The organism is Planosporangium thailandense (assembly GCF_011947195.1).
Taxonomy (GTDB): domain Bacteria; phylum Actinomycetota; class Actinomycetes; order Mycobacteriales; family Micromonosporaceae; genus Planosporangium; species Planosporangium thailandense.
Genome location: NZ_JAATVY010000018.1, coordinates 107,580 through 129,638 on the forward strand (window position 1 = coordinate 107,580; position 22,059 = coordinate 129,638).

A 22,059-nucleotide genomic window follows, 5' to 3' on the forward strand; every position below is an offset into this window, starting at 1 on the left:
CAGCCTCGATGATCCCGCCGGCCGCGCCGGCTCCGCTCACCGCCCGTTGCCTACTGGCTCCGAGGCGAGCGCGAAGTAGTTCTCCTCCTCTTGCACGAAGTGCAGGCGCAGCACGCTGTACAGCCCGTACAGACAGGCGAGGAGGTCTTCGACCTGGTCGGCGCGCAAGCCCCCGGCGGCGTCTGCCTGCGCGAGGTGGACGCCCAGGCGGCGGCTGAGGCGTTCGATCTCGGCGTGCATCCGGCTCATGGTCGCGGTGGCCTCGGCGCTGCCCAGCGGTGCGGCCAGCGCCGGGTACAGCTGGGTCTCCTCGGCGCGCTCGTGGGGCAGCAGCCGGTCGACCAGGAGCCGGTGGGCGCGGCGCAGCGCTGCCAGCGCCTGCGGGGTCGCGCCGGCGGCCAGCAGGTCCGCCGCGTCCCGCAACAGCGGCAGCGCGTCGCGCAGTTCGTCGTGTTCGGCGGCGAACCGGTGTACCAACGACTCGGTCTCGGCCGGCAGCACCACGCTGGTGTGGCCGCCACGCAGTGCCCGCAGCGCGTTGACGATGACGGCGACGTCGATGGCCTCCTGCAGCAGTGCGCCCGCCACGGGCGGCAGGAAGCCCGCCGCGGCGACGGCCATCGCCGCCAGTGACATCGACATGCCCAGCACGGCGCTCTGCACGGCGATTCCGCGGGCCCGCCTGGCGATCTCCATCGCGTCGGCCAGCCGGTCGAGCCGGTCGGTGGTCAGCACGATGTCGGCGGCCTCCGACGACGCGGTCGCGCCGCGCGCGCCCATCGCCACCCCCACGGTGGCGGCGGCCAGCGCGGGCGCGTCGTTGACCCCGTCGCCGACCATGACCGTGACCGCGCGCTCGCCCTCGGCGCGTACCGCGGCGACCTTGTCGGCCGGGCTCTGCTCGGCGCACACCTGGTCGAGGCCGAGGACCGTCGCGATCTCCTGCGCCGGCTCCGGGCGGTCGCCGGTGAGCATGACCAGCCGGCGCAGGCCGGCGGCGCGCAGCCGGCGCAGGGTCCGCGGGGCGTCCGGGCGCAGCGGGTCGCGCAACAGCACCGCGCCGGCCACGTCGCCGTCGACGCTCACCCAGGCGACCGCTGCCCCGTCGAGAGTCGCCCGGCTCGCCGCCGCGCGGGCCCACGCCGCGTCGCGCGGCAGCGTCCGCTGGCCCACCTCGACCCGCCGGCAGTCCACGGTCGCGGTCACGCCCCGGCCGGGCTGTTCAACGACGTCGCGCGGCAACATCAGCTTCAGGTCCCGGGCGCGGGCCTCCGCGACGATCGCCTCGGCCAGCACGTGCGGGGAGACCTGGTCAGCCGACGCGGCCAGGCGCAGTATCTGGGCGGCGTCCCAACCGACGCCGGCGGCGACCTCGGCGACGGCCGGGCGGCCACCGGTCAGGGTGCCGGTCTTGTCCATCACCAGGGTCCGGGCCCGACCCAGATTCTCCAGCGCCCCACCACTGCGGATCACCACGCCGCGGCGGGACGCCCGGGACAGTCCGGAGACGATGGCGACCGGGGCGGCCAGCAGCAGCGGGCACGGTGTGGCGACGACCAGGACGGCCACCGCGCGCACCGCAGATCCGCTGACCACCCAGGCCAGCCCGGCGATCAGCAGCGACAGCGGCAGGAACCAGACGGCGTACCGGTCGGCCAGCCGCACCACCGGGGCGTTCTCGGCGCCCGCCTGCTGCGCCAACCGCACGATGCCGGCGTAGGTGCTGTCGGCTGCGGTGGCGGTGGCCCGCACCTCGAACGCGGCCCCGGCGTTGACCACACCGCTTCGCACCGGGGTCCCGACCGGCCGCTCGACCAGCAACGGCTCCCCGGTCAGCACCGACTCGTCCAGCGCCGCGGCCGCCCCCTCGATCAGGCCGTCCACCGGCACCACCTCGCCGGGCGCAACCACCAGCAGGTCCCCGGCGGCCACCGCCGCCAGCGGCACCACGATCACCTGGTCGCCGACCCGCCGGCGTGCCGAGCGCGGGGCGTGCTCGAGCAGGGCACGCAGATCATGGGAGGCGCGCCGCTCTGCGGCCGCGTCGAGAGCCCGCCCGGTGGCGAGCATGATCGCGATCAGGGCTCCGGCCAGGTACTCGCCCACCGCCAGCGTGCCCACCAGCGACAGCACCGCGATGAGATCGACGCCGGCGCGCCGGCGTCGCAGCGACGCGATGACCCAGCCCAGCGCCGGCGGCACCGCCACCAGTGTGCCGGCCGCCCAGCAGAGGTCGGCAACGTTGCCGCTGCCGGTCAGCCACGCGACCCCGCCGGCTACCAGCGCACCGACGGTGACGACCAGTAGCGCGGGCTCCAGCCACCGCCGCAATCTGCTCAGCCCCACAGCCCGGGCCAAGCGCCGACTCATGACTGCGCCAGCGCAGACCCGCCGCGCCGGAGGGTGTCCAGGCGTCGCCTGTACTCCTCGTCGTCGATCTCACCGCGGGCGTAGCGCTCGGCGAGGATCTGCTCCGGGCGAGCGGCGGTAACCCCGGTCGACCGGCTTCCGCCGACGTGGCGGACGAGGACGACGATGCCCGTGATAAGCAGCCCCCAGAACAGCAACGAGCTGACGATCATGAATAGGTATCCCCAGCCACCCATGCCGTATCCGTACATCATCGCGCGCTCCTCCCTACGGTCGTCTTCACTGTGCGCCGCGCGGGCCGCCGGACCGAGGGGCTCACGGTCCTGACCGTCCGGGCCGAAGGTCTCCAGCTCCCCCGCAACCGGCCGGGCGGATCGTGGTCACCACCGGCCATCGCGTCGCCACCCCGCCCGTGGCTGGCAGACCCGACCGCCGATGGCAGACTGCGCGACGGGAGGACGGGTTGACGTGACGCGAACACGACGGGAGCCGCCGGCACCCACCACGGCGGGAAGCCGTGGGTGGCTGAGCCGCAACCTGCTGGTGCTGTCGGGGGTGTCGTTCCTGCAGGACGCGGCCAGCGAGCTGCTCTACCCGATCATGCCGATCTTCCTGACCGCCGTGCTCGGCGCGCCGGCAGCCGTGGTCGGGCTGGTGGAGGGGCTGGCCGAGGGCGCCGCGGCGCTGACCAAACTGGCGGCCGGCGGCCTCGGCGACCGGTACCGGCGCCGTCCGCTCATCGCCGCCGGGTACGGACTCGCCGCGGTCGGCAAGGTCCTCATCGCGCTCGCCGTGGTGTGGCCGGTGGTGCTGGCCGGCCGGGTGGTCGACCGGCTCGGCAAGGGCATGCGCGGCGCACCACGCGACGCCCTGCTCGTCGACGGGATCCCCCCGGCCGCGCGGGGCCGGGCCTTCGGCCTGCACCGCACGGCCGACACCCTCGGCGCGGTCGTCGGCCCGCTGATCGGGCTGGCCGGGTACGAACTGCTGCACCACCGGATCCGGCCGCTGCTGGCCATCGCGGTCGTACCCGCCGTCTTGAGCGTGCTGCTGGTCGCCGCGGTCCGCGAACGGACCCGTCCCCCGGCGGGCGCGAAGGCACGGCCGACGCTGCGCGGCGCGAACCGGCTGCCGGCCCGGTTCTGGCGGATCATGGCTGTCCTGGCGGCGTTCGCCCTGGTCAACTTCCCCGACGCGCTCCTGCTGCTGCGCCTGCGCGCCATCGGCTTCTCGGTGACCGCGCTGATCCTCGCCTACGTCACCTACAACCTCGTCTACGCCGCGGCCAGCTACCCCGCCGGGCTGCTGGCGGACCGCTGGCGCCCGCCCCGCGTGTTCGGCCTGGGCCTGATCTTCTTCGCCGTCGGCTACGTCGGCCTCGGGTTGGTCCACAGTCACCCGGCCGCCTGGGCGCTGCTAGCGGCGTACGGGCTGTTCACCGCCTGTACCGACGGCGTCGGCAAAGCGTGGATCTCCGGCCTGGTCGGTGCCGACTTCCAGGCCCGCGCGCAGGGCGTCTACCAGGCACTCAGCGGCTTCGGCGTACTCGTTGCCGGGATCTGGGCCGGGCTCGCCTGGCGTGGCGACGGGCGGCTGCCGCTCATCCTGTCCGGCACCGCTGCCGCCATCCTCGCCGCCGTACTCCTCGCCGCGTCCAGCCGCCGCGCACGTGACCGCCACGCCGCACCGCATCGGGCTCTCGATTCGCGAGCGTGAACTTGGGTCGTCGGTCCCGGGCAATCGGGCCATTGGCCCGCATCCATGGCGCGGCGATGCCGGAACGCTGAGCGGAGACAGGCAGATCCGAGTTCATCCCCCGCATCGTGGACGAGCGCAGCGGGCCCTCGCCGCCGGCCGGTACCCGCGGACACCGCTGTCGACCGTGCCGGCCGATGGCCGATGTCGCGAAGGAGAGCAGCAGCATGCAAGTCAGCAGCGCGACCCCCCTATCAACGAGCGAACTGGACCGCATCGACGCCTATTGGCGGGCCGCGAACTACCTGGCGGTCGGCCAGATCTATCTCATGGACAACCCGCTGCTGCGGGAGCCGCTGCGCTCCGAACACGTCAAGCCCCGACTGTTGGGCCACTGGGGCACCACCCCCGGCCTGAACTTCCTGTACGCCCACCTCAACCGGATCATCGCCGCGCGCCAGCAGGAAATGGTCTACATAACGGGCCCGGGGCACGGCGGCCCGGGGCTGGTCGCCAACACCTGGCTGGAGGGCTCCTACAGCGAGGTCTATCCGTCGATCGGCCAGGACGAGGCGGGGATGCGCCGGCTGTTCACGCAGTTCTCGTTCCCCGGTGGGGTGCCCAGCCATGTCGCGCCGGAGACGCCCGGCTCGATCCACGAAGGCGGCGAGCTGGGGTACTCGCTGGCCCACGCGTACGGCGCCGTCTTCGACAACCCGCACCTGGTCGCCGCGTGCGTCATCGGCGACGGCGAGGCCGAGACCGGCCCGCTGGCCACCGCCTGGCACTCCAACAAGTTTCTGGACCCGGCCGGCGACGGGGCGGTCCTGCCGATCCTGCACCTGAACGGGTACAAGATCGCCAACCCGACGGTACTTTCCAGGATCGGCGACGAGGAGTTGGAGGCGCTGCTGCGCGGGTACGGCTACGAGCCGTACCTGGTCGAGGGCGACGACCCGGCGGTCGTGCACCAGCGGCTGGCCGCCACTTTCGACGAGGTGTTCGACGCGATCGCCGAGATCCAGCGCCGCGCCCGGATCGCGGGTGACACCAGCCGGCCCCGCTGGCCGGTGATCGTGTTCCGGACGCCGAAGGGCTGGACCGGGCCGGCCGAGGTGGACGGGCTGCCGGTGGAGGGCACCTGGCGTGCGCACCAGGTGCCGCTGCCGGCGGCGCGGGGCGACGCCGCGCACCTGGCCCAGCTCGAGGCGTGGATGCGCTCCTACCGCCCGGAGGAGCTCTTCGACGACAGCGGAGCGCCCCGGCCCGAGATCGTGGACTGGCTGCCCGCCGGGGACCTGCGGATGGGCGCCAACCCGCACGCCAACGGCGGCCGGCTCACCCGCGACCTGGAACTGCCGGACTTCACCGGGTACGGCGTCAAGGTTTCCGCCGCCGGCGAGACAGTGGCCGAACCGACCCGGGTGCTGGGCGCCTGGCTGCGCGACGTGGTCACCGCCAACGCTCCGTACCGCAACTTCCGCCTGGTAGGCCCGGACGAGACCGAATCCAACCGGCTCGGAGCCGTACTCGACGTGACCGACAAGGTGTGGCGCGGCCGCATCGACGACGTCGACGTCCACCTCGGACCGTCCGGCCGGGTCATGGAGATTCTGTCCGAGCACACCTGCCAGGGCTGGCTGGAGGGGTACCTGCTGACCGGCCGGCACGGCCTGTTCAGCTGCTACGAGGCGTTCACCCACATCGTCGACTCGATGGTCAACCAGCACGCGAAGTGGCTGAAGGTCAGCCGCGAGCTGCGCTGGCGGATGCCGATCCCGTCGCTGAACTACCTGCTGACCTCCCACGTGTGGCGGCAGGACCACAACGGCTTCTCGCACCAGGATCCCGGCTTCATCGACCACGTCGTCAACAAGTCCGCCGACGTCATCCGGGTGTACCTGCCGCCGGACGCCAACACCCTGCTGTCGGTGGCCGACCACTGCCTGCGCAGCCGCAACTACATCAACGTCGTCGTCGCCGGCAAGCAGCCGCAGCCGACCTGGCTCGACGTCGAGGCGGCCGCCCTGCACTGCGCCCGCGGCCTGGGCATCTGGGAGTGGGCCAGTACTGACACCGGCGACCCCGACGTCGTCCTCGCCGCCGCCGGCGACGTGCCGACTATGGAGGTCCTGGCCGCCGCCGACCTGCTCCACCAGCACCTCCCGGAGCTCAAAGTCAGGGTGGTGAACGTGGTCGACCTCATGCGCCTGCAGCCGGATACGGAGCACCCGCACGGCCTGCCCGACGCCGAGTTCGACGCGATCTTCACCACCGACCGGCCGATCGTGTTCGCCTACCACGGCTACCCGTGGCTGATCCACCGCCTGACGTACCGCCGCGCCGGCCACGACCACCTGCACGTGCGCGGGTACAAGGAGGAGGGCACCACCACGACGCCGTTCGACATGCTCGTGCGCAACGACATGGACCGTTTCCACCTGGTCATGGACGTCATCGACCGGGTGCCGGGGCTCGCCCGGCGGAGGGCCACGCTGCGCCAGCGGATGGTCGACAAGCGCGCCGAGCACCGCGAGTACATCTGCCGCACCGGCGAGGACCTGCCCGAGATCCGCGACTGGCGCTGGCCGGCGCCATGATCCTCGTCCTCAACAGCGGCTCGTCGTCGCTGAAGTACGCGCTGTTCGACGGCGCGGCCCGGGTGGCGGCGGGCACGGTGGAGCGGATCGGCGAGCCGGGCTCGCCGACCCCCGACCACGAAGCGGCCATCGCACAGGTCGCCGACCAGGTCGGCCTGTCCACGCTGCCCTTGGACGCCATCGGCCACCGCGTGGTGCACGGTGGCGCCGGCTTTCAGAAACCGACCGTCATCGACGACGACGTCGCCGCCGAGATCCGGTCGCTGATCCCGCTCGCCCCGCTGCACAACCCGGCCAACCTGCAGGGCATCGACCTGACGCGGCGGCTGCGGCCCGACGTGCCGCACGTGGCGGTGTTCGACACGGCGTTCCACGCCACCCTGCCGGCTGCCGCCTCGACCTACGCGCTGGACCGGGCGGTGAGCCGGCGGTACGGGATCCGCCGGTACGGCTTCCACGGCACGTCCTGCGCGTACGTGTCCCGCCGGACCGCCGCCCTGCTGGCCCGGCCGATCGAGGAGCTGAACCTGATCGTGCTGCACCTCGGCAACGGAGCCAGCGCGACGGCGATCCAGAGTGGACGCAGCGTGGAGACCTCGATGGGGCTCACCCCGCTGGAGGGGCTGGCCATGGGTAGCCGCACCGGCGACATCGACCCGGCGGTGGCGTTCCTGCTCGCCCGGCAGGCCGGAATGAGCGTCGACGATCTCGACGACCTGTACCACCACCACGGCGGGCTGCGCGGCCTGTGCGGCGACAACGACATGCGCACGGTGCTGCGCCGCGCGGCCGACGGCGACGGGGACGCGCGGCTCGCGCTCGACGTGTACTGCCACCGCATCCGCAGGTACGTGGGCGCCTACTACGCGGTGCTCGGGCGCCTGGACGCCATCGCGTTCACCGCCGGCATCGGGGAGAACAGCCCCGAGGTACGGGCCCGAACACTGGCCGGGCTGCTGCGCCTGGGCATCACGGTCGACCCGGCCCGCAACGCCACCGGTCCGGCCGAACGGGTCATCTCGGCCGACGGGGCACCGGTGTCGGTCTGCGTCGTGCCGACCGACGAGGAGCGCGCCATCGCCGAGGAGGTCGCCGCGCTGCTCAACCAATCCGCCCCGGCACCGGTGGTCTCGTCCGTCGACAAGACATGACCGCCCAACGATCTCCTGGCGACTCGTCATCGAGCTGGCCGGCCGCACGCGCAATCGCCGCCCTGCCCGCCGCCGGACTCGCCCGGCGGGTCGCCGAACGGGCCGTCGTGCGTGGGCGGGACCGGAAGAGCCCGCGAATCGGGACGTCCGACTCTGCCGGGCGGTGACCGGCCGGGACCAACGACACGAGCAACGGAGCCGAACGGCCGCTGCCGGGACGACCGTCGCAGTACAGCCTTGGGACAACCGATACACCACAGCGGAGGGTGCGCGATGGGCGAAACCAGGATTGTTGTCGGTGTCGATGGGTCGCCGGCCGGTGCGGCGGCGTTACGGTGGGCCGCGGCGCGCCTGCACCGGGAGCTGACCGACGAACTGGCCGGCTGGCGGGAGAAGTACCCGGACGTCGACGTCGACTACGACGTCGCCGTCGGCTCCCGCGGCCGGGGTGGATTCGACGGGCCGCTCCTCGGCTCGGTGGGGCCGCACCTGCTGCGCCACGCCGACTGCCCGGTCCTCATCGCGCGTACACGCTCATGACGGGGGCCGCACCGGTCGTCACCGCGCCGGCAGGACCGACTCCTACCGCCCTCGCCGGCAGCCGGCCTGCCGGCGACGTGCTGGCCGATCTCGGCAGTGGCGCCGGTGGGCTGGACGAGGCGGAGGTCGCCCGACGGCGGGAACAGGTCGGACCCAACGCGGTGCGTACCCATCGGGTCTCCGCCCTGGGCGTCCTCGGCCGGCAGCTGCGCTCGGCGCTGCTGGCACTGCTGCTGATCGCCGCGGCGGTCTCGTTCTTCGTCGGCGAACGCACCGACGCCATCGTGATCGGCGCGATCCTCGCCGTCAGCGTCATCCTCGGCTTCGCCAACGAGTACCGCGCCGAGCGCGCCGGCGCGGCGCTGCATGACCGCATCCGGCACGACGTGGTGGTCGTGCGCGGTGGCCGGCAGCGCTCCGTTGACGTCGTCGACCTGGTACCCGGCGACGTGGTACAGGTCGCGCTCGGCATGGTGGTCCCGGCCGATCTGCGGCTGCTGGAGGTACAGCGGCTGGAGTGCGACGAGTCGGTGCTGACCGGCGAGTCCGTGTCGGTAGCCAAGCAGGTGGACCCGGTCACACCGGACGCGCCGTTGGGTGACCTCGCCTCCTGCGCGCTGATGGGAACGATCGTGCGAGCCGGATCCGGTACCGGCGTCGTGGTGGCCACCGGCGCGGCCACGACGTTCGGTCGCATCGCGCTGGGGTTGAGCGAACGCCACCCGGAGACCGAGTTCCAGGCCGGCCTGCGCCACTTCTCCATGCTGCTGGCGCGGGTCGCCGCCGCGCTGACCGTCTTCATCTTCGTCATCAACCTCGTGCTGCACCGGCCGATCCTCGACGCGGTGCTGTTCAGCCTCGCCATCGCCGTCGGCATCACCCCGCAGCTCCTGCCCGCGATCGTCACCACCAGTCTGGCCGCCGGCAGCCGCCGGCTGGCCGCGGCGAAGGTACTGGTCAAAAGGTTGGTGTGCGTCGAAGATCTGGGCAACGTGGAGGTGCTGTTCACCGACAAGACCGGCACTCTCACCGACGGGCGCATCAGCTACCAGCGCAGCCACCCCGTCGCCGGGCAGGCGGATCCGCTCCTGCTGGGCTTACTGGCGAACGAGGCCTCGGTGCAGGACGGTACCCCGGTCGGTGGCAACCCGCTCGACCGGGCGCTGTGGGAGGCGCCGGCGGCCACGACCCGGCCGGTGGCAACGTACCGGCGGGTCGCGCTGCTGCCCTTCGACCACGAGCGGCGGCGTACCAGCGTGCTCGTCGACGGCCCCGACGGGAGGATGCTGGTGGCCAAGGGCGCGCCGGAGGAGTTGCTGGCGCGCTGCGTCGAGGTGCCCGGCGACGCCCGGGCCGGTCTGGACACCGAACTGGCCGGCGGTGCCCGGGTGATCGCGGTGGCCAGCCGCCCGGTCCCCGGCCAGATCGCGCTGACCCCGGACGATGAGCGCGACCTCACGCTCGCCGGGATCCTGGTCTTCCGTGACGCGCCCAAACCGGACGCCCGGCCGGCGCTGGAGCAGCTCGCCCGGCTCGGTGTCACGGTCAAGGTGATCACCGGCGACCACCCGGCGGTGGCCGTCCGGGTGTGCGAAGAGCTGGGCCTGCCGGTGACGGGCGTACGCACCGGCGCCGACGTCGCCGCGCTCGACGACCGTGCGCTACGCGAAGCCCTGGCCGGTACCACCGTGTTCGCCCGGGTCGGTCCGGACGACAAGGCGCGCATCGTCCGGGCGCAGCGGGTCGCCGGCGCGGACGTCGCGTTCCTCGGCGACGGGGTCAACGACGCGGTCGCCCTGCACGCCGCCGACGTCGGCATCTCCGTCGACTCCGCCACCGACGTGGCGAAGGACGCCGCCGACGTGCTCCTGCTGGAAAAGGACCTCGGGGTACTGGCCGGGGGCGTCACCGAGGGACGGCGCATCTTCGCCAACACCATCAAGTACGTGCTGATGGGCACCTCGAGCAACTTCGGCAACATGTTCAGCGCAGCCGGCGCCTCGGCGTTCCTGCCTTTCCTGCCCATGCTGCCGTCCCAGATCCTGCTCAACAACCTGATCTACGACCTCAGCCAGGTCGCGATCCCGGCCGACCGGGTCGACCCGGAGCAGCTCGCCCGACCGGCACACTGGGACCTGCGCGAGATCCGCCGGTTCATGCTGACGTTCGGGCCGGTCAGCTCCCTGTTCGACTTCCTGACCTTCGCGATCCTGCTCAGCGTCCTGCACGCCGGCCCGGTGGAGTTCCGCTCGGGGTGGTTCGTGGAGTCGCTGGCGACCCAGACCCTCGTGGTCTTCGTCATCCGTACCCATCGCACCCCGCCGTGGCGGAGCCGACCGTCCCGGGCGCTCGCCGGCGCCGTTGTCGCCGCCGTCGCGGCGGCCGCGCTGCTGCCGTACACGCCGCTGGCCGGCCCGCTCGGCTTCACCGCGTTGCCGCCGGTGTTCCAGCTGGTCCTGGCCGGGCTGGTGGCGGCGTACCTGGCGCTGGTCGAAGGGGTGAAGCGGATGCTGCTCACGTCGCAGGACCTGCTGCGATCGCCGGCACCGCGGACCGACCGGGCGGGCCGCCGACTCCACCGACGCGCGGCCCGCTTTACCAGCCAGCAACGAACCGCCGTCACAGCAGCGGGATCGGCGTCTCCGCCACGTCGTCGTACCGGAAGGTCAACCGGTCAACGACGCCGGTGACGCCGTCGACGCGCTGAGCCAGTAGCGGCACCGTCTCCACCGCCGACTTGTGCTCGACTTCGCCGGTCAGTTTGCGCGGGTCGCGCAGCGTCCGGGACCAAAGGCCGGTTCGCAAGGGCCGTCCGGCGGCAGCGCTCGCACCGCTCCGCGTGGACGCTGAAGGTGCCCGAGCGTCGGCGTGAGGAGCCTCGCGATGACCACACACTCAGCCGGTGCCGGACCCGAGAGGTCCCGGCCGGGGTCTCCGCCCGTCGTCGCCGGGCGCGACGCGGAGGGTGACCACCGATGAGTACCGGCCGGTCCGCTGTCGTCACCACCACGCCGCTGACGCAGGCCCATGACGCGCTGGCCGCCGACGGGCGGGTCGTCCGGATCCGCCCCGTCGAACCGCAGGACGCCACGGCGCTGCGCGCGCTGTACGACAACGCGGGTGACCACAGCCTGTACCTGCGGTTCTTCACCAGCGGACGGGGACAGATCGACGCTGAGGTGCGGCGGCTGACCCGCCCGGCCGCGCCCGACCATCGGGTCGTGGTCGCGCTCGACGCGAACCGGTTGATCGGCGTCGCCTCCTACGAACGCGGCGAGGGCGAGCCCTTCGCCGACTTCGCCGTGCTCATCGCCGACGCTCACCACGGCCGGGGCATCGGCACCCTGCTGCTGGAGCATCTGGTACGCCAGGCCCGCGGAGACGGCATCCGGGAACTGGCCGGCGACATCCTGGTCGCCAACGGCACCATGCTGCGGGTCGCGCGCGACCTGACCCCGGGCATGCTCGTGCAGGAGCACGCCGGCGTGATGCGGGTGCTCATCCCCACCGCCGCCGACGACCGGGCACAGGCGTTGATCGACCTGCGCGAGCGCAGCGCCGAGCGCAAGGCCCTGCACCCGCTGCTCGCCCCGGCATCCGTCGCGGTGGTCGGCGCCAGCCGCACGCCCGGCGGGGTCGGCCACGAAGTCCTGTGCAACCTGATCGAGCACGGGTTCACCGGGCCGGTGTATCCGGTGAACCCGAACGCCGACCAGGTGGCGGGGCTCACGGCGTACCCGAGCCTCGCTGCCGTTGGCGCGCCCGTCGACCTCGCGATCATCGCGGTGCCCGCACCCGCGGTGGCAGCGGTGCTCGCTGACGCGGGCCAGGCGCGCGTGGGCGCGGCGGTGGTACTCAGCTCCGGCTTCGCCGAGGCCGGCCCGGACGGTGCCGCCGCGCAGGCCGCACTGGTACGCGCCGCACGCTCCCACGGCATCCGGCTGGTCGGTCCGAACTGCCTGGGAGTACTGAACACCGACCCGACAGTACGGCTGGCCGCCACGTTCGCCACGGCCGTCCCGCCCGCCGGGGGCCTGGCGATCGCGTCCCAGTCGGGTGCGGTCGGCATCGCGGTGCTCGACCACGCCACCCGTGCCGGCATCGGCGTCTCCCAGTTCGTCTCCCTCGGCAACAAGGCTGACGTCTCCGGCAACGACCTGCTCGCCTACTGGTACGACGACCCGACCACCCGGGCGGTCGCGTTGTACCTGGAGTCGTTCGGCAACCCGCGCAAGTTCGCCCGGATCGCCCGCGCACTCGCCCGCCGCAAGCCGGTCCTCGCCGTCAAGGGCGGGCGGAGCGTCGGTGGCCGGCGGGCCGGCACCTCGCACACCGCCGCCGCAACCGCCCCGGATGTCGCCGTCGACACCCTGTTCGCCCAGGCCGGCGTCATCCGCACCGACACCCTCGGCGAACTGCTCGACGCCGCCCGCCTTCTGGTGAGCCAGCCGCCGCCGGCCGGCAACCGCCTCGGCATCGTCGGCAACGCCGGCGGCGTGAACGTCCTGGCCGCCGACGCCGCCGACGCGGCCGGACTCGTCGTGCCCGAGACCACCGTCGGCAACCCGGTCGACCTCGGCGCCGCCGCCACCCCGGCGGCGCTGGCCGACACCGTGGCGCGCCTGGCCGCCAGCGGTGACGTGGACGCCATCCTGGCGATCTTCGCTGCCACCCGCGCCAACGACGTACCCGGCATGCTCGCCGCTCTCGGCACGGCGGCCGACGCCGCGCCCGACGTGCCGGTGACGGTCGTGCTGCTCGGCGTGCCCGACACCCCCAGCCACCTCGGGCAGCGGGCCACCCCGGTGTACCCCCTGCCCGAGCGGGCGGTCCGCGCCCTCGGCCACGCCGCCCGCTACGCCGCCTGGCGCCGGGAGCCGCTCGGACGTCGGCCTGACCTGTACGACGTCGACCCCGCGCGGGCGCGCGTCCTGGTCGACCGCGCGATCGCGGCCGGCGGCGGTTGGCAGCCGCCCGGCCTGGTCACCGATCTGCTCGCCGGCTACGGCATCCGGACCGTCGACACCGTCGTCGCCCGCGGACGCGACGACGCCGTGGCCGCCGCCACCCGCCTCGGGTACCCGGTCGTCGTCAAGGCCGCCGACCCGACGATCACCCACAAGACCGACCGCCACCTGGTACGGCTCGATCTCGCCGACTCCGGCGCCGTCCGGGACGCGTACCTGGCGATCAGGGCGACGCTCGGCGACCCGCGGGCACCGGTCGCGGTGCAGCCGATGCGCCACGGTGGCGTCGAGCTCGCCGTCGGCGTCGTCCACGACCCGCTGTTCGGCTCGCTCGTCATGCTCGGCCTCGGTGGCATCCACACCGAGCTGCTCGGCGACCGCGCCTTCCGGCTGCTGCCCGTCACCGACCTCGACGCCCGCCGGATGTGGCAGGGGTTGCGCGGCTCGCCGCTGCTGACCGGGTACCGGGGCGCGCCGGCGGTCGCCACGGCCGCGCTGGAGGACCTGCTGGCGCGGGTCGGCCGGCTCGCCGAGGACGTACCCGAGATCGCCGAGCTCGACCTCAACCCGGTCCTGGCGTTCCCCAACGAGGTGGTGGCCGTCGACGCCAAGCTCCGCCTGGCCACCGTCGGCGCCGAACCCGACCCGGACCTGCGGGCGCTGCGGGAGCCGGCGTGAACCTTCGCGGCGTTCGGGTCGACGTGCACGGCACGGTGCAGGGCGTGGGTTTCCGGCCGTACGTGTACCGGCTGGCCAACCTCCACGGCCTGCGCGGCGACGTCCGCAACGTCGACGGCCGGGTGTTGATCCGTGCGGCCGGACCGGCGGAGCGGATCACGTCCTTCCTGCACCGGTTGGCGATCGATGCCCCGCCGGCCGCGCACGTCGCCGGGCTTTCCGCCGTCGACGTGCCGGCCGAGGACGTACCCGACGGCGGTTTCCACATCCGCGGGTCGGCGACCGATGGCTCCGGGGCCGCGGGCAGCCGGGAGATGCCCGCGGATCTCGCCACCTGCCCGGCCTGCCTGGCCGAACTGTTCGACCCTGCCGACCGCCGCTACCGGTACCCGTTCATCAACTGCACCGACTGCGGCCCACGCGCCACGATCGTCGACGACCTGCCCTACGACCGCGAGCGCACCACGATGGCGCGGTTCGGGCTGTGCGGAGACTGCGCGGCCGAGTATCGCGACCCGGCCGACCGGCGCTTCCACGCCGAGCCGGTGGCCTGCCCCCGCTGTGGCCCACAGTTGTGGTGGCGCGGTCCGTCGACCACGGCGGGCGGGGACGCCCTGGCGTGCGCGGTCGCCGCCATCGCGCACGGCGGCCTGGTCGCGGTCAAAGGCATCGGCGGCTACCAGCTGGTCTGTGACGCCGCCGACGACGCGGCCGTGGCCCGGGTGCGCGCCGTCAAACACCGCCCGACCAAACCCCTGGCCGTGATGGTCGCCGACCTCACCGCGGCGGCCACGGTCGCCCACGTCTCCCCGGCCGGGGAGGCTGCCCTCACCTCCACCGCCCGCCCCATCGTGCTGCTGCCGAGAAACGGGTCGGGCGGGTTCGCGGACGGCGTGTGCGCCGGCCTGCCGGAGGTCGGGCTGTTCCTGCCGTACAGCCCGCTGCACCACCTGCTGCTGCACGCTCTGCGCCGGCCGCTCGTCGTCACCAGCGGCAACCGGTCCGGCGAGCCGATCGCCGTCGACGACGAGGTCGCCCTGACCACCCTCGGGCCGCTCGTGGATGGCGTCCTCGGCCACGACCGGCCGATCCGGTCCCGCTACGACGACTCGGTGGCGCGGGTGGTCGCCGGCCGGGCCGTGCTGATCCGGCGGGCCCGCGGCTACGCGCCGGCCCCGCTGCCCCTGCCGGTGGCCGCGCCCGAGCCGATCCTCGCCGTCGGCGCCCAGCTCAAGCACACGACGACGGTCGCGGTCGCCCGCCAGGCGGTGATCGGCCCGCACACCGGCGACCTGGCGGACGAGGCCACCCACGACGCGTTCACCGACACCGTGGACCGGCTGTGCCGGTGGCGCGCGGTCATCCCGCGCGTCGTCGCGCACGACCTGCACCCCGGATACCTCTCGACGCGCTACGGCATGGACCGGTTCGCAGCTCCGCACCGCATAGCGGTGCAACATCACCACGCGCACGTCGCCGCGGTCGCCGCCGAGCACGGACTTTCCGCGCCGTTCCTCGGCGTCGCCTACGACGGGCTCGGCCTGGGCGACGACGGCACCCTGTGGGGCGGCGAGATCCTGCACGCCAGCTACACCGGGTACCGGCGGCTGGCCCGCTTCGCCAGGGCCCCGCTGCCCGGAGGCGCGGCCGCGGTGCGCCGGCCAGCCCGCATGGCCCTGGCGTACCTGTACGCCGCCGAAGATCTCGGCGTACCTCGACCTGATCCGGCGCGCGCCGGCGATCTGCCGGCCCGGCTCGGCGCGCGGGAAGCGGCGATCGTGCGGCGCATGATCGACCGAGGCGTCAACTCGCCCCTCGCGTCCAGCTGTGGCCGGCTGTTCGACGCGGTCGCCGCCCTGCTCGGGCTGTGCGACGAGACCACGTACGAGGGCGAGGCGGCGGTGCGGTTGGAGGCCGCCGCCGGGGCGGACTCCGAAGTCCCCGCGCTGCCGTGGCGGGTCGTCCGGCGTGACGGCCTGGCCGTGTACGACCCCGCCCCGACGCTACGCGCGATCGTCGAACGCGACCGGCCCGCCGGGTGGATGGCCGCCGCGTTCCACACGACTCTCGCCGAGGTCACCTGCGCGCTGGTCGCCGACGCCGCCGAACGTACCGGCGTACGGGCGGTCTGCCTCGGCGGCGGCGTGTTCGTCAACCGCCGTCTCACCACCGACCTGCGCGATCGGCTCGGCCGGATGCGTTTCGACGTGTACACCGGCGAGCAGGTACCGGTGGGTGACGGCGGGATCAGCTACGGACAGGCGGCGATCGCCGCCGCCACACTGGCGGAGGAGTGACCATGTGCCTCGGCATACCCGGACGGATCATCGATGTCTGCGGCGGGGGCGACCTGCGCAGCGGCACCGTGGACTTCGACGGGGTGCGCCGGCAGGTGTGCCTGGCCTACGCACCGGAGGCCGACGTCGGTGACTACGTCATCGTCCACGTCGGATTCGCCATCAGCGTCGTCGACCCCGCTGAGGCCGAACGCACCCTCGCCGTGATCAGAGCCATCCCGGACGCCCTCACCGGAGAGCTGGGGCCAAAGTGAAGTACCTCGACGAGTACCGCGATCCCGTGCTGGCCCGCCGCCTGCTGGCCGACCTGGCCGCGGCCGCGGGACACCCCTGGACGATCATGGAGGTCTGCGGCGGACAGACCCACACCATCGTGCGGCAGGGCATCGACGAGCTGCTACCGGCCGGGATCCATATGATCCACGGTCCCGGCTGTCCGGTCTGTGTCACCCCGCTGGAGACCGTCGACAAGGCCCTCGCCATCGCCGCCCGCCCGGGGGTCGTCTTCGCCAGCTACGGCGACATGCTGCGGGTCCCGGGCTCGCAGGGTGACCTGCTCGGCGTCAAGGCGCGCGGCGGTGACGTTCGCGCGGTCTACTCTCCCCTGGACGCGGTGCGGCTGGCCGCCGCCTGTCCCGACCGACAGGTGGTGTTCTTCGCCGTCGGCTTCGAGACGACCGCGCCGGCCAACGCGATGGCCGTGCTGCATGCCGCCCGCGCCGGCCTGGACAACTTCAGCGTGCTGGTCAGCCACGTGCTCGTGCCCCCGGCGATCACCGCGATCCTGGACGCCCCGGACAACGAGGTGCAGGCCTTCCTGGCCGCGGGGCACGTGTGCGCGATCATGGGCTGGACCGAGTACGAGCCGATCGCCGCCCGCTACCGGGTGCCGATCGTGGTCACCGGCTTCGAGCCCCTCGACCTGCTCGAAGGCATTCTCATGGCGGTGCGCCAACTCGAGGACGGCCGGGCCGAGGTCGAAAACCAGTACGCCCGGGCCGTGCGCCGCACCGGCAACACGGCCGCGCAGGCCGCGATGCGGGAGGTCTTCACGGTCGCATCGCGTACCTGGCGCGGCATCGGCCCCATCCCGGCCAGCGGGCTCGCCCTCGCCGCGGCGTACGCCCGGTTCGACGCCGAACGCCGCTTCGGCGTCGGCGCGGTGACCACCCGCGAGCATCCGGAGTGCATCGCCGGCGAGATCCTGCGCGGCACCCGGCTGCCCACCGACTGCCTCGCGTACGGCGTGGAATGCACCCCGCGTCACCCACTCGGCGCGCCCATGGTCTCCAGCGAGGGCACCTGCGCGGCCTTCTACGCGGCCGGCCGTCGATCACCGACCGTCGAGGAGACTGCGCGATGACGAATCCGCTGCTGGCCGCCTGTCCCGCGCCCGCACGATCGACCGATCGGCTGCTGCTGGGGCACGGATCGGGCGGCCAGCTCATGGCCGAACTGCTGCGCGACGTCATCGCCCCGCACCTGGCCGCCCCGATCGAGGACGCGGCGGTCGTCCCGTTCGCCGGCGGTGAGGCGGTGCTGTCCACCGACGGGTTCGTCGTCACGCCCCGTTTCTTCCCCGGCGGCGACATCGGTTCGCTCGCCGTCTACGGAACCGTCAACGACCTCGCCATGCGCGGCGCCGAGCCGGTCGCGCTGTGCCTGGCGTACCTGCTGGAAGAGGGCCTGGACGTGGCCGAACTCCACGCCGTGACCGCATCGGTCGCGGCGGCCGCGCGCACGGTCGGGGTGCCGGTGGTCACCGGCGACACCAAGGTGGTCGGCCGCGGCGCCGCCGACGGCATCTACCTCACCACCACCGGCCTGGGCCGGCGGCTACCGGGGGCCGACGTCTCGGCCGTGCGCGGCGCGCCGGGCGACGTGGTCCTGCTGTCCGGACCGATCGGCAGCCACGGCTCGGCGATCCTGTCGGTCCGGGAGGGGCTGGGCTTCGAGGCCGACATCACCTCCGACAGCCAGCCGCTGCACGGCCTGGTGGCGGCGATGATCGCCGCGGGCGGCCCGGACGTGCACGCCCTGCGCGACCCGACGCGCGGCGGCCTCGCCAGCGCGCTCAACGAACTCGCCGCCGCCAGTGGCGTCGGTATCGACATCGAGGAGGCCGCGGTACCGGTGCCGCCAGCCGTGGCGGCCGCCTGCGAGCTGCTCGGCCTCGACGTCCTGCACGTGGCCAACGAGGGCTGCCTGGTCGCGCTGGTCGCCGCGGGAGCCGCCGACCGGGTCCTCGCCGCGATGCGTTCGCGACCCGAGGGTGCCCGGGCCCGGGTCATCGGCGACGTCGTCGCCGGGCCGGTCGGCCGGGTCACGGCCCGTACGCTCGTCGGCTCCCGGCGCATCGTCGACATGCTCGTCGGCGAGCAGCTACCCCGTATCTGCTGACGCGCTCGCCTGCACCAGATGTGCAATCTCGTCGGTGAGGCGCCCGGCCGCCTCGATGACGGCGGGCGTCAACCCGACGCCGTAGTCGATGTCTGTCGCCTCCACTGTGTACAAGGCGAGCCGCCGGGGCAGCCGGCCCAGCACCCGGGCCAGCTCGACCGCCTCGCCCAGGTCGAGGCCGTGGGCGGCTCGGCAGCGCTCGGCCGGTGGGTCGGCCACGGCGAGATGATGGATCCGGCCGGGGTGTGTCGGCGCGGCGCGGACGGCGTCGACCACGACGGCGAGATCCTCGCCGTCCCACAGGTCGATCAGCTCGGTGGTCTCGCCGTCGCTCACGGCGAGAACCTCGTCGGGTACGCCCCGTTCCCGCAACCGCTCGACCACGTACGGACCGACGCCGTCGTCGCGCCGGTACGAGTTGCCCACGCCAATGACGATCATGTGCGCTGCACGGTCAGGTCGAGGAAGTGGGTGGCGCAGGAGATGCACGGGTCGTAGTTACGGATCGCCTGTTCGCACTGGTGGGTGAGGGCATGGTCGTCGAGGTGCAGCCGGTCGCCGACGAAGCGGCGCAGATCGGCTTCGATGCTGGCCTGGTTCTGGGACGTGGGCGGGACGATGCGCGCGCTCGTGACCGTGCCGTCGGCGTCGAGGACGTACCGGTGGAACAGCGTCCCCCGCGGCGCCTCGGTGGCGCCGCAGCCGACCCCGGCGCGCGGCGGCACGTCCACCGCCGGCGCGGCAGGCGGCTCGTAGGAGTCGATGAGACGGAGCGCCTCGTCGACGGCGTACACGACCTCGACCGCCCGCACGACGATGCTGCGGAACGGGTTGCGGCAGTCGGCGCCGAGGCCCGCGGCGTCGGCGGCCTGGCGGGCGAGCGGCGACAGCCACCGCCGGTTCAGCGCGTACCGGGCGGTCGGCCCGGTCAGGTAGCCGCCGCGCCCGTTCAGCCGGGCGTGCAGCGCGGTGGAGTGCGGTACCTGCTCCTCGATGACGTACTCGTCGAACGCCGCGACGGCGAACGCAAGACCCCGATCGGTGGTCGGGGTGCCGCGTTCGATCGCGTACCGGCCGGGCTCGACGAGCGCGAGCAGTTCGTGGTCGTGATGGAAGTCCGGGTACTCGAAGCCGGCCACCCACTCGACCGTCGCGAGAGCGGCGTCACGGGCCCGGCGCAGCGGCTCGACCAGGTCGCGGAGTTCGGCCCGGGTCGGTACCCGGTAGAAGCCGCCGACGCGGACGTTGACCGGGTGGATGGCGCGCCCGCCGAGCAGCGACATGATCGCGTTGCCGGTCTTCTTCAGCGCCAGGCCGCGCTCCACCACCGCACGGTGGTCGCGGGCCATCTCCACCACGCCGGGGTAGCCGAGGAAGTCGGGCGCGTGCAGCAGGTAGATGTGCAGGGTGTGGCTTTCGATCCACTCGCCGCAGTACAGCAGCCGCCGCAGGTCGGCTACCCGGCCGTCCACCGTGACGCCGCAGGCGTCCTCGATCGCCTGGCACGCCGACATCTGGTAGGCCACCGGGCAGATCCCACAGATCCGGGCGGTGATGTCGGGCGGCTCGGTGTAGCGGCGGCCGCGCAGCAGCGCCTCGAAGAAGCGCGGCGGCTCGTAGATCTCCAACGCGACGTCGGCGACCCGCCCCTGATCGACGCGTACCCGCATCGCGCCCTCGCCCTCGACCCGGGCGAGCGCGCCCACGCGCAGCGAGCGGTCCCCACGGTGCGTCATTCGGCTCTCCTGACCTGCGGCATCCCGAGGAACGCCGGCGCCGCGTGCTCCTCGGGCGCCCCCGGCGTGGTCGCGGCCTTGAACGCGGCCACGTTGAACGTCGCGAAGATCCGCTCTATCTCCGCCTGGTCCATGCCCAGCACGCGGAACTGCGCGGTCAGGGCGTCGGCGTTCACGGTCGCGGCGGGGCCGAAGCAGCCGTAGCAGCCACGGCCGTACGCCGGGCACAGCGCGCCGCAGCCGGCCGCGGTCACCGGCCCGAGGCACGGGATGCCCTTCGCCACCATCACGCACGGGGTGCCCCGGCGCTTGCACTCGAAGCAGACGCTGTGCATCGGCAGGTCCGGCCTGCGGCCGGCGAGCAGGGCGGCGAGGGTGTTCACCAGCTGGGTGCGGTCGATCGGGCAGCCGCGCAGCTCGTAGTCGACGGGGACGTGGGCGGCGATCGGCGTGGAGTCCGCCAGCGTGGCCACGTACTCCGGCTTGGCGTACACGACCGACCGGAACTCCTCGACGTCGGCGAAGTTGCGCAGCGCCTGGACCCCGCCGGCGGTGGCGCAGGCGCCGATCGTCACCAGGATCCTCGACCGGTCGCGGACCCGCCTGATCCGGTCGGCGTCGGCCGCCGTGGTGATGGAGCCCTCGACGAGCGAGACGTCGTACGGGCCCTCGACGACGGCGCGCGACGCCTCCAGGAAATGCGCGATGCGCACCGCGCCGGCGATCTGCAGCAACTCGTCCTCGCAGTCGAGCAGCGTCAGCTGGCAGCCGTCGCACGAGGCGAACTTCCAGACCGCGAGCGTGGGAGGAGCGCTCATCACAGCTCCTTCACTCCGGTCAGCGGCTGCGCCCGGTCGTAGCCGACCACGGGGCCGTCCCGGCAGAGCAGGAGCGGACCGAGCTGGCAGTGGCCGCACAGCGCCGTACCGCAGTGCATGTTCCGTTCCAGCGACACCCGGACCGCCGCCGGTGGCACGCCTCGCCGGAGCAGCGCCCGCGCGGTGAAGCGCATCATGACCTCGGGGCCGCACACCAACGCGACGGTGGACTCCGGCGCGAACTCCAGACCGGTGATCAGGTCCGGGACCACGCCGACGCGTCCGGCCCAGGTGGTGTCGGCGCGGTCGACGGTCACACCCACCTCGACGCCCCCGGCCCGCCAGTCGTCGTACTCCTTCGTGAAGAGCAGGTCGTCCGGGGTGCGGGCGCCGATCAGCACCGCGACCCGGCGGTAACGCGCCCGCTGGTCGAGCGCGTGGTAGACCGCCGGTCGCAGCGGCGCCAGACCGATGCCGCCGCCGACGATGACGAGGTCGGACCCCACCGGTACGGGCAGTCCCCAATCGGTGCCGTACGGGCCGCGCAGGCCCAGCACCTGTCCGACCCGGGCGTCGTGCAGCGCACGGGTCACCGCCCCGACGGCCCGCAACGTGTGCACGACCAGGTCGGCGTCGGGCGGCCCGCTGACCGAGATCGGCACCTCGCCGACCCCGAACGCGTACACCATGCTGAACTGTCCCGGCCGCGCCGCCGCCATCGGCTGCCTGACCGGCTCCAGGATCAGGGTCGCCGTGTCGGAGGTCTCCTGCCGCCGCCCGGTCACCCGGTACGGCAGCGGCATCATG

At 73.5% G+C, this 22,059-nt stretch carries 16 protein-coding genes; 10 read left to right on the forward strand and 6 right to left on the reverse strand.

Going from position 1 to position 22,059, the window contains the following annotated elements; translation table 11 throughout:
- Nucleotides 1–36: 36 nt before the first annotated feature.
- Both HC031_RS22370 and HC031_RS22375 read right to left on the reverse strand, forming a co-directional pair.
- Nucleotides 37–2,370 carry a heavy metal translocating P-type ATPase gene (locus HC031_RS22370; protein ID WP_167927344.1) on the reverse strand — a complete coding sequence of 778 codons (2,334 nt, stop codon included), beginning with the start codon at nt 2,368–2,370 and terminating at the stop codon, nt 37–39.
- Entirely contained in the window at nt 2,367–2,624 is a 258-nt protein-coding gene (locus tag HC031_RS22375; RefSeq protein WP_167927345.1) for an SHOCT domain-containing protein, read from the reverse strand. Before HC031_RS22375 ends, HC031_RS22370 begins: the two co-directional genes overlap by 4 nt.
- Nucleotides 2,625–2,838: 214 nt before the next feature.
- Between HC031_RS22375 and HC031_RS22380 the strand changes: the two genes are divergently transcribed.
- The 10 genes from HC031_RS22380 (at nt 2,839) to hypE (ending at nt 18,698) form a co-directional block, all read left to right on the forward strand.
- Nucleotides 2,839–4,086, forward strand: coding sequence for an MFS transporter (locus tag HC031_RS22380; RefSeq protein WP_205863079.1), 1,248 nt, complete (start codon nt 2,839–2,841; stop codon nt 4,084–4,086).
- 206 nt (nt 4,087–4,292) lie between these two features.
- The gene (locus tag HC031_RS22385; RefSeq protein ID WP_167927347.1) at nt 4,293–6,665 is read left to right on the forward strand and encodes a phosphoketolase family protein; all 2,373 of its coding nucleotides are present in this window, start codon (nt 4,293–4,295) and stop codon (nt 6,663–6,665) included.
- Complete coding sequence (locus HC031_RS22390) at nt 6,662–7,816, forward strand: acetate/propionate family kinase (protein ID WP_167927348.1); 1,155 nt, start codon at nt 6,662–6,664, stop codon at nt 7,814–7,816. Before HC031_RS22385 ends, HC031_RS22390 begins: the two co-directional genes overlap by 4 nt.
- 273 nt (nt 7,817–8,089) lie before the next feature.
- Complete coding sequence (locus tag HC031_RS34865) at nt 8,090–8,356, forward strand: universal stress protein (protein WP_167927349.1); 267 nt, start codon at nt 8,090–8,092, stop codon at nt 8,354–8,356.
- On the forward strand, nt 8,353–11,046 hold the full coding sequence (gene mgtA, locus HC031_RS22400; protein ID WP_167927350.1) for a magnesium-translocating P-type ATPase: 2,694 nt from the start codon (nt 8,353–8,355) through the stop codon (nt 11,044–11,046). Before HC031_RS34865 ends, mgtA begins: the two co-directional genes overlap by 4 nt.
- A 285-nt stretch (nt 11,047–11,331) precedes the next feature.
- Nucleotides 11,332–14,001 (forward strand): bifunctional acetate--CoA ligase family protein/GNAT family N-acetyltransferase, encoded by a 2,670-nt coding sequence (locus HC031_RS22405; protein WP_167927351.1) that lies wholly within the window; start codon nt 11,332–11,334, stop codon nt 13,999–14,001.
- The gene (gene hypF / locus HC031_RS22410; protein ID WP_167927352.1) at nt 13,998–16,298 is read left to right on the forward strand and encodes a carbamoyltransferase HypF; all 2,301 of its coding nucleotides are present in this window, start codon (nt 13,998–14,000) and stop codon (nt 16,296–16,298) included. Before HC031_RS22405 ends, hypF begins: the two co-directional genes overlap by 4 nt.
- Before the next feature lie 2 nt (nt 16,299–16,300).
- Complete coding sequence (locus tag HC031_RS22415) at nt 16,301–16,552, forward strand: HypC/HybG/HupF family hydrogenase formation chaperone (RefSeq protein WP_167927353.1); 252 nt, start codon at nt 16,301–16,303, stop codon at nt 16,550–16,552.
- On the forward strand, nt 16,549–17,661 hold the full coding sequence (hypD, locus tag HC031_RS22420; RefSeq protein ID WP_167927354.1) for a hydrogenase formation protein HypD: 1,113 nt from the start codon (nt 16,549–16,551) through the stop codon (nt 17,659–17,661). The genes HC031_RS22415 and hypD overlap by 4 nt, the downstream gene beginning before the upstream one ends.
- A complete protein-coding gene (hypE, locus tag HC031_RS22425; protein WP_167927355.1) occupies nt 17,658–18,698 on the forward strand; it encodes a hydrogenase expression/formation protein HypE in 1,041 nt (346 codons plus the stop codon). Before hypD ends, hypE begins: the two co-directional genes overlap by 4 nt.
- On the opposite strand, the gene HC031_RS22430 is transcribed toward hypE, so the two are convergent.
- From HC031_RS22430 to HC031_RS22445, 4 genes are read right to left on the reverse strand one after another with little or no spacing between them, the layout of a single operon-like run.
- Nucleotides 18,681–19,139 (reverse strand): hydrogenase maturation protease, encoded by a 459-nt coding sequence (locus HC031_RS22430; RefSeq protein ID WP_167927356.1) that lies wholly within the window; start codon nt 19,137–19,139, stop codon nt 18,681–18,683. The two genes, hypE and HC031_RS22430, sit on opposite strands and share 18 nt — an antisense overlap.
- Nucleotides 19,136–20,434 (reverse strand): Ni/Fe hydrogenase subunit alpha, encoded by a 1,299-nt coding sequence (locus HC031_RS22435; protein ID WP_167927357.1) that lies wholly within the window; start codon nt 20,432–20,434, stop codon nt 19,136–19,138. Before HC031_RS22435 ends, HC031_RS22430 begins: the two co-directional genes overlap by 4 nt.
- Nucleotides 20,431–21,252 carry an NADH-quinone oxidoreductase subunit B family protein gene (locus HC031_RS22440; protein ID WP_167927358.1) on the reverse strand — a complete coding sequence of 274 codons (822 nt, stop codon included), beginning with the start codon at nt 21,250–21,252 and terminating at the stop codon, nt 20,431–20,433. Before HC031_RS22440 ends, HC031_RS22435 begins: the two co-directional genes overlap by 4 nt.
- Nucleotides 21,252–22,058, reverse strand: coding sequence for an FAD/NAD(P)-binding protein (locus HC031_RS22445; protein ID WP_167927383.1), 807 nt, complete (start codon nt 22,056–22,058; stop codon nt 21,252–21,254). Before HC031_RS22445 ends, HC031_RS22440 begins: the two co-directional genes overlap by 1 nt.
- Nucleotide 22,059 lies beyond the last annotated feature (1 nt).